Source organism: Enterococcus sp. GPZ-007 (assembly GCF_059374735.1).
In genome coordinates this window covers 19,808-27,550 of sequence record NZ_JCAFYN010000049.1, presented here as the reverse complement: position 1 = coordinate 27,550, position 7,743 = coordinate 19,808, and the positions used below count along the sequence as shown (strand labels likewise).

Here is a 7,743-nt window from a genome sequence, read left to right as displayed (position 1 = left end):
GTAATTTGATGGAGTTAGTATTGTTTAACTTTGTTTCTGGCGACTATGATGAACATTCAGTAATTTCACGTGCTAAAGAATATGTCTCATTAGTCAATGAAGCATATAGTTTATTAGACTTGAAGACAAAAGCAAATCAAAAAAAGCGTTAGATATTTTTAAAGGAATCAATAAAAATATACAGGCGGAATACAAGGAGTATTCTAAAAAGGAATATAGAGATATGCCTAATGAAAGTACAGTAGCTAATAGTTATATTTGGTCAATTAGAGATATAGTAGGTCACTTGAATGGAACGAACACCTATCAACACCTTTCTAGTAATCTTTACGATGTAAGATTCTACTTCAGATACTACATGCGAAAGTTGCTTGATGAGGAATAGCAGAGAAAATGATTTTTAAAAAGAAAATTAAATCCTTAGTCATGTGGCTAGGGATCTTTGATATATTTGAAATTAACAGTATTAGATGAACAAGGAGAAGATATATATGGGGAATGAAAAACGCTATCGATATATATATGTTATGGAATTAGAAGGAAATGGTTACAGCTATTACATAGGTCATACCTCTAAGAGTCAAGATAATATCATGACTGAGCATTTACAGGGGGGAAGATCATTAACGACGAAGAATAAGCCCTTAAAAATTGTGGAATGGATACCATTAGGGTTAACTGATAATAAAACGGCTCATAAGAAAAGTGAAGAAAAAATAATTGAATATATGGAAAAATACGGTTTTTCAGAGGTTAGGGGTGGTATTAGATATTGTATGGCGGATAGTAATTATTATCTAAACCAACTTAAGTATTGTGTTGCAACAGATAACACGAACCAGTTTGATAAAATCAGAGAACAATTAGATGTATATCCAGACTTAAAAGACTATTTTGAAAAATGGGATATAATTAAAATGATGAGCAAAAAATAACTTTGAGTATGAAAAACATCCACAAGTTGAACGATAGTCTTACGATAAATGAAGATTTTTTAATGAATTTAAAAAGAAACTTGTCTTGGAGCATCTTTTAGATTGATAGTAGGAGTGTTATTGAACAGCTATAATCTTCTATAAAAAATAAAAAGTTAATAAGTCCATCTGTTGATGGGCTTTTTTATACTCACAATCAAGAAGGTGGTCATTTTATGAAAGTAGTTAATTATGATACGAATGGGAAACTCATTCCAGATTTGAAATAATAGGCCATACTTTTAGTATTGTTCTAACACTCTCCTTTTTTGCTATACTTGGATGAGGTGAATAAAATGGATATGAAAGAAAAAATAAAATCATGGGGGATTCCGGAAGCATTATACAATGAAGAGGTCGAGTACCACTTCGAGGAAGGTATGGAAACGGAATACGGTGAGAAGTTCGTTTTGAAAAACAAGGAGGGTAAAGAGTTGTTTGTTATGGACTTTCTCTCACCAAGTGAAAATCTAATTAGAGCTTTTGATGAGGAGTCTAACTATCTGAAAATACAATTCATTTATGTTCCTGATATCAATTATAGGCGTAAAGGAATAGCTTCATTTTTCTTAGATAAGCTGGTTCAATTTGCGAAAGAGATAAATGTTACTGAGATACATCTAAATATTGCTCCGAACCAAAAAGGAATTGAGGGGTATAGTTTAGAAAATGCGATGAATAAAAAGCAATTAAGAAAATACTATGAAAAACACTTAGGATATGATCCATCAATAGAGCTTGTTTTTGGATCTGAAGGTAACTGATAGGGTAATGATAAAGCATTAAGGTTGTATCTATCTAAACCTTCCTTTTTTGACTTAATGAGATTGGCTAAATAATCACAAAAGATTTCAATTTCCAAAAATACATTCATAAGGCAAAGTATACGTTCTACGCTAAGAACTGCAAGAGTTAGCGTAATTTTGCTATACTCATTATAAGATTTAAAGTGTACGGAGGTGACCTTTAATGGAATCAAAAATGACTGATCTTGAATATTTAATAAAACAAGCTGATAAACTGCTAGAAAGGATATTTACGGAAGCGTTAAACGGTAGGAATGAACCGTTAAATTTATGCGATGGTGCGATTATTGGATTGCTGAATAATTTAATAGAAATATCAAAATCTGTAATTACTCTTCAATCATCCGTAACTCACGCTGGAATTGAAAGTTTATTGCGGGTATCGTTCGAAAATCATGTTTATTTAAAGTATATTACTTTGGATGATACTGATAATAGAGCTCGTGCATATATGCTTAGTGATAAGTTGTTCAGTATTCGCTTCTACGAAATGCTTTTAATGAATGGCAAGGAATCTAGAGCGGCGAGAGATTTTTTAGGTCAATCAAAGGATGAAATAAGAGAAAGTAATACTGATTTTTCAAATCCCGAATATATTCGAAAGACCAATGAACAGTATCTCAGTTGTTTCAACTATGAAGGGAAACCGAGAAAATGGTATGATTTTGACGGAAAAACAAATAACTTCGAGGAGTTATGTAGAAAGGTTGATGAACACACCACTTATTTTATGGTATATCGAATTTTTTCAAGAGAGACTCATTCAGCTAATGCAAGTGAATATATTCAAGTGGATAAGGAAAACGAAAAAGTAGCTCTTTTAAGACCACTAATGGATCCTAAATTATCTAAAAATATTCTTTGCCTTTTTCTTTTTGAAACTATAAGTCGACTTTATGAGTATTATAATATGCAAAATCATAAACGGACATTCCACATAAATGTAAAAAGAAACGTTACTCTATAAAGAGAACAGATGACCGCGAAAAATGACTGCTTCAAGAAGTCCATCAACCGATGGGCTTTTTTGGTATACTAAAAATAAAAGGAGTTTTTTTATGTTGCCACATATCTATTTTTGGCCGTATCAAGTGAAAAAATTTATATGGAATAATTATCGAGTAAAGAAAATATTTGAAGACACCCAAATTGATAAAGATGCTTTATGGAAAAAATATGAGAAAGAAGTCGAGACAGAAATTTCAAGTATTCCAAGTGGTCCGGATACCGATCCTTCTGATTTCGCCGATTTTTTCGAGGGTAGACTTTCTGATGCAGCAGATATTTTAAATCATGCTGTATCAATGCATAAATACAATTTTTTGGCATTACTTTGCCAAACGTGGGAAAACGAATTAATATCCTTTGTGACTAAGGAGCTGAAAAACTATTTTACATTTGAAAAAAGCTTAAGCTATTCTGACGTCATGAAAGTTTTAAAAGCTAATATCGATGAAAGTAAAATTGAGGGGCTTTCAAAAATTGAAGAGTTAAGGTTGTTGGTTAATGTGTTAAAGCATGGTGAAGGACGTTCAGCGGAGGAATTAAGAAAAATTAGACCTGATTTTTTTAAATTCGAATCATATCTGCCTAACGACGAAGGAAATGATAGATTAACTATTTGGGACTCAATTTATTTAGATAGCGAAGCTCTAAATATAGGAACTGATGAATTCTATATGTATAGCGAGGCAATAAATGAGTTTTGGAAGTCAATGCCAATAAGGGTGTTTTTGGATGACGAAACCCCAGCTGTATATGTAGAAAATGGGATAAGCAATCAATTATAAAACCGTCCACTCCACATTAGATGAGATTTTTTTGCATTTGTAATCTGTAAAAAGGATTGCGAGTTTGAGCGATTTTATATGCTATAACAGTAATACAGTTGAAATAGAAAAATCGATAAGGCATCGAAAAAGTTTGTTGCCTTGATCGCTGTGTAATTTAGAATGTAAATAATTTTTTAAGGAGGCATAATGTTTTCTTTTTTTAAATGGTCTGCAAATATTATTTTAACGGCGATTATCTCGCTCAGTGTCTCAATTTTGGGTATTTATATGACTTTGGAATATACTAGTAAATTGGAGCAGGTAAAATTTGAAACATTTTATGAAATCGTTGATGAGAAAGAGCAAAAAAAGTTAATATATAAGTATTCCACAGGTGCAATTAAAGCAGTGTACTTGTGTAACTTAATCGAAGATGAAGTAATTATTGCAAGATTCAAGGATGATTTTCATGAAGATCAGGAAATAAAGTATAGTGAAATTTCTGAAGGGGAAAGTTTCATTGTTGTTTATGACAGCAAGAATGAAACAAGCTCAAACTATATAATGAAGGACGGCGAGGAACTTTATTTTATTGACCACAATAGTTTAGTTGAGGATGAGGCTATCAATAAAATCAGAGAAAAAACAGGTAAAGAATTGACTTTAGAAATTATGGGTAAAAAACTTGATAAAGTTCTTGAAAAACTTGAAATACTAAAGAAATAAGATAAAAAAATCGCCCCACGCTAGATGAGAAATTTTGTACTGCATTTCCACTGCATTAATTTGAAATGAGTTGAAATGGTAAGAAAGTGTTTTGTTGAAATAGCTTTAAATCAGTAATCATTGAAGGCATGGGCAAGGTGATGAAACTCTACATTTAAACCCGTACCTTCCTTATCGAAAAATAGAGCTGGAAGCATTGATGCAGATTACTCTGTGTCGATGCTTCCAGCTCTATTTTGTTTTCCTTTGCACTCGGTAATGCGAAAGGAGTTCCAGTTACGTTTGCAACTGGCAAAATGAAAAGATTTGTTAGGGTTGAATAGAATATAACGGATGAAACTTAATTGAAGCTTAAGCGACAGGAAAAAGAGAATTTATTAGTCTTTATGAAGCTAATCATTGTACTTTTCTAAGATTGGAGCGAAACATTTCTCTTCGGAGGCTTTGCGGGCAGCTGCAGCATCTTCCAGATTATCGAAATTTCTTAGAAAAAAACATTTACTTTGAATAGTGATTAATTTCTTTCCTTTTTTACACGACACCGCATCCATCTGTTTAGCTTGCTTTCGTTACTTCTCCCTGAGTAGAATCAAGGCTTGTATTTTCGACCAAATCTTTTTTAGTGGACAATGTCTCTATGAAGACAGCCGCAACTATTAGTATTTTTTGAGATCAATCTAAACTTGTAGTTGAGCTGAGGCGGTGAGGTTATGGTTCATAGCCAGTTGCTTGAACAAATGCTTCAAACGATCCAAATAGTTTTTTGATGGACGTGTGATACCCGAACTCATCGTATTTTGGTAGTTCCTCAGTTATTTTGACATATGTTCGTAATTTGTTTTGCAGTTCCTCTTTTGACAGCTGCTCACTTGGTAACTTGTATCCTTGGCTGTGAAGCAATGCGGTATATGAGGCAAATTTTTGAGCTATAAAATCGCTATAGCCAAGTTCTTTAGAAGTAGGGATTCGTCCGTTTTCGTCCACAAATTTGTTTAGCTCCTCTTTTAAGAAGGTGGATGTGATAACAGGTTTCGGAGCTGATGGTGTCTTTTTCTTCTTCTTTTCTGGTTTGACATAGCCATTTGCTTTTAAAAATTCTGAATAATTGCCATATAGTCGTTGAATGGCAGCGTAATGTCCGAACTCCGCGATCGTCGGCTTTCGCCCATTTGCTTCAAAAAAGGTTTTGTATTTTTGTTCTAGTTTACTTTTAGTGATTCCCCTGCAAGTAGTAAAGCCTTGACTACGAATAAACGCAGTATAGGATCCAAAATAGTTTATTATCGATTTTTTATATCCCATCTCTGTGGCAGTGGGCGTTTGTCCATGCTCCTCAACAAACGTAATTAATTTACTAATCAAGAATTCTTTTGAGACATAATTTTTTCTGGCCTTCAGCTGATATTCTCGTTCGTAGCCGTTTGCCTTTAAAAAGGCTGGATAATTGCCATATAATCGTTGAACGGCAGACCGGTGTCCGAGTTCAACACTCGTTGGAATCCGTCCGTTTACCTCGACAAAGGTTCCAAATTTTTGTTCCAGTTTACTTTTGGTGATCCCCCTGCGAGTAGCAAAGCCCTGACTATGAATAAACGCACTAAATGATCCAAATAGTTTTTTTATTTGCCTTTCATGTCCCATTTCTTTTGCAGTAGGTGTACGTCCGTGTTCTTCTACATAGGCAGCCAATTTGCTTATCAATGATTCGATTAAAACAGGATCATTTGGTTTCTCTAGTTCTTCGCTTTTTTGACTAGACATTTGGTTGTCATGAAGCAGTGGTTCATACCCATTCGCTTTAAAAAACTCATAGGAAGAACCATAATAGCGGCGAACGAGCGAAAAATGTCCAAACTCGCTTGCTTTTGGCATACGATTATTTGCTTTCACAAAAGCGTGGAGCTCCTTCACTAATTCATCTTTGTTCTTAATCGTTCTTTTCTTGTCGAAGCCCTGACTTTCGAGGAAATTTGTATAGGTTCTGAAAAATCTATGGATGTTTCCAGAATGGCCAAACTCTTTAAGCAAGGGTGTTCGTCCATGTTCTTCTACAAATTTCTTAAGCTTTTCTATCAAGAACTCCTCAGTGACTCTTGTGGTCATCGTTAATTTCCACCTCATTTATTTGAACTTATTTTTCATTGTTTTAGTAGACGAATAAACCTTGTATCGATTTATTTTCCGTTTGAGAGAACGATAACATAGATGAATCTGAAAGACGTTATCAAGTTTTTTCAAATTTTGATGAGGAAAAAATATTTGAGAAAGGAGGTGACGAGTACTGAAATAAAATCATCACTAAAAAAGACCAGCAAGGCTGATCTTTAAGAAGTTACTGATGAAAATCGAAAAATATTATTGGGGAAAGGCTGATTCTTGGCTAATCGCCTCGCCTGCCCATCAACTAGACTTAGTTCTTTGTTTGAAATGGCTCCTGACCATTTTCTCTAAGGAATGAATCGAAGGTTCCAAACAAATTTTTGATTTGCTCTTCATATCCGAATTCTAGGCTATTTGGGACATGCTCATTGATCAAAATGAAGGTTTTTAACTTTCTAGCTAAGTCATTCTTTGTGAGGTGCTTGTCGTTCTCCAGCGAGTCGCTTGAAAATCCTTGGCTTCGTACAAACTCATTATAGGAGCCAAAGTATTCTTTTACTTGATCAAAGTGGCCTAATTCAGTAGCAGAGGGTACTCGATCCTGTTCTTCCACGAAAGAATGAAATCGGTTGATCAAGATGGTCCGTGCGAAAGATTTTTCAAATTCTACCACTGACGGATTTTTCTTTTTAGGAGTTTGCGAATCGAGATACAAATCTTCATAACCAGAAGCTCTGATAAATTCGAAATAGGACCCGTAATACTTATAGATCAGATTCGTATGTCCAAACTCGGCCAATGTCGGTGTTCGTCCATTTTTTTTTACAAATGTACTTAGCTTATCGACTAGGGCAATTTTTGTGAAGCGATCTTCCATTGTTGTTGATGAACTTTTTTTTGAATTCTTACCATATGTTCTGAGATACAGCTTTTCATAGCCATAGGCCCGGATAAACTCAAAGAACGTACGGTAATACTTATAGATAAAGTACCCATCTTCTAACTCAGTCATTCTCGGTACGCGACCATTGGCTTCTACAAAGGCATGAAGCTTTTCCGCTAACTCATTTTCACCAATTCTCTCAGCGAATCCTTGGCTCTGGAGAAACGCTTTATATGATCCAAATAGTTTTTTTATTGAATCTGAATAACCGAATTCTATCGCAGTTGGTGTCCGCCCGTGTTCTTCTGCAAACTCCATCAGCTTTTCTATCAAAAATCTTTCTGAGGCTCCCGTTTTAGACATTGAAAATTTCCTCCTTCCACTTTTACAGCTGATATTGAAATGAGGAGCCATTAAATAAAGTACCTCTCCTTAAGAGAAAGATATCATAAATAGATTCGTATAACCTTATCAACATTTTT

7 protein-coding genes are annotated in these 7,743 nt (G+C 34.3%); 5 read left to right on the top strand and 2 right to left on the bottom strand.

The features are described from left to right. Positions 1-491: 491 nt before the first annotated feature. The 5 genes from AC4J95_RS18175 (at position 492) to AC4J95_RS18155 (ending at position 4,278) form a co-directional block, all read left to right on the top strand. A complete protein-coding gene (locus AC4J95_RS18175; RefSeq protein WP_494551057.1) occupies positions 492-935 on the top strand; it encodes a hypothetical protein in 444 nt (147 codons plus the stop codon). Positions 936-1,270: 335 nt separating this feature from the next. Next, positions 1,271-1,738, top strand: a complete 468-nt coding sequence (locus tag AC4J95_RS18170) for a GNAT family N-acetyltransferase (protein WP_494551056.1) — start codon at positions 1,271-1,273, stop codon at positions 1,736-1,738. 205 nt (positions 1,739-1,943) lie between these two features. After that, complete coding sequence (locus tag AC4J95_RS18165) at positions 1,944-2,747, top strand: DUF5677 domain-containing protein (RefSeq protein ID WP_494551055.1); 804 nt, start codon at positions 1,944-1,946, stop codon at positions 2,745-2,747. A gap of 91 nt (positions 2,748-2,838) precedes the next feature. Further along, a complete protein-coding gene (locus tag AC4J95_RS18160) occupies positions 2,839-3,570 on the top strand; it encodes a hypothetical protein (protein ID WP_494551054.1) in 732 nt (243 codons plus the stop codon). Between the two features lie 189 nt (positions 3,571-3,759). Continuing rightward, positions 3,760-4,278, top strand: a complete 519-nt coding sequence (locus AC4J95_RS18155; RefSeq protein ID WP_494551053.1) for a hypothetical protein — start codon at positions 3,760-3,762, stop codon at positions 4,276-4,278. A gap of 708 nt (positions 4,279-4,986) precedes the next feature. On the opposite strand, the gene AC4J95_RS18150 is transcribed toward AC4J95_RS18155, so the two are convergent. Both AC4J95_RS18150 and AC4J95_RS18145 read right to left on the bottom strand, forming a co-directional pair. Further along, a complete protein-coding gene (locus tag AC4J95_RS18150; RefSeq protein WP_494551052.1) occupies positions 4,987-6,381 on the bottom strand; it encodes a homing endonuclease associated repeat-containing protein in 1,395 nt (464 codons plus the stop codon). A 307-nt stretch (positions 6,382-6,688) separates the two neighbouring features. Next, positions 6,689-7,624 carry a homing endonuclease associated repeat-containing protein gene (locus AC4J95_RS18145; protein WP_316402717.1) on the bottom strand — a complete coding sequence of 312 codons (936 nt, stop codon included), beginning with the start codon at positions 7,622-7,624 and terminating at the stop codon, positions 6,689-6,691. Between the last annotated feature and the right edge of the window lie 119 nt (positions 7,625-7,743).

Excerpts from the sequence above, each read along its gene's own strand:
- AC4J95_RS18175 (WP_494551057.1), top strand. The coding sequence starts at position 492 with ATGGGGAATGAAAAACGCTATCGATATATATATGTTATGGAATTAGAA.
- AC4J95_RS18170 (WP_494551056.1), top strand. The coding sequence starts at position 1,271 with ATGGATATGAAAGAAAAAATAAAATCATGGGGGATTCCGGAAGCATTA.
- AC4J95_RS18165 (WP_494551055.1), top strand. The coding sequence starts at position 1,944 with ATGGAATCAAAAATGACTGATCTTGAATATTTAATAAAACAAGCTGAT.
- AC4J95_RS18160 (WP_494551054.1), top strand. The coding sequence starts at position 2,839 with ATGTTGCCACATATCTATTTTTGGCCGTATCAAGTGAAAAAATTTATA.
- AC4J95_RS18155 (WP_494551053.1), top strand. The coding sequence starts at position 3,760 with ATGTTTTCTTTTTTTAAATGGTCTGCAAATATTATTTTAACGGCGATT.
- AC4J95_RS18150 (WP_494551052.1), bottom strand. The coding sequence starts at position 6,381 with ATGACCACAAGAGTCACTGAGGAGTTCTTGATAGAAAAGCTTAAGAAA.
- AC4J95_RS18145 (WP_316402717.1), bottom strand. The coding sequence starts at position 7,624 with ATGTCTAAAACGGGAGCCTCAGAAAGATTTTTGATAGAAAAGCTGATG.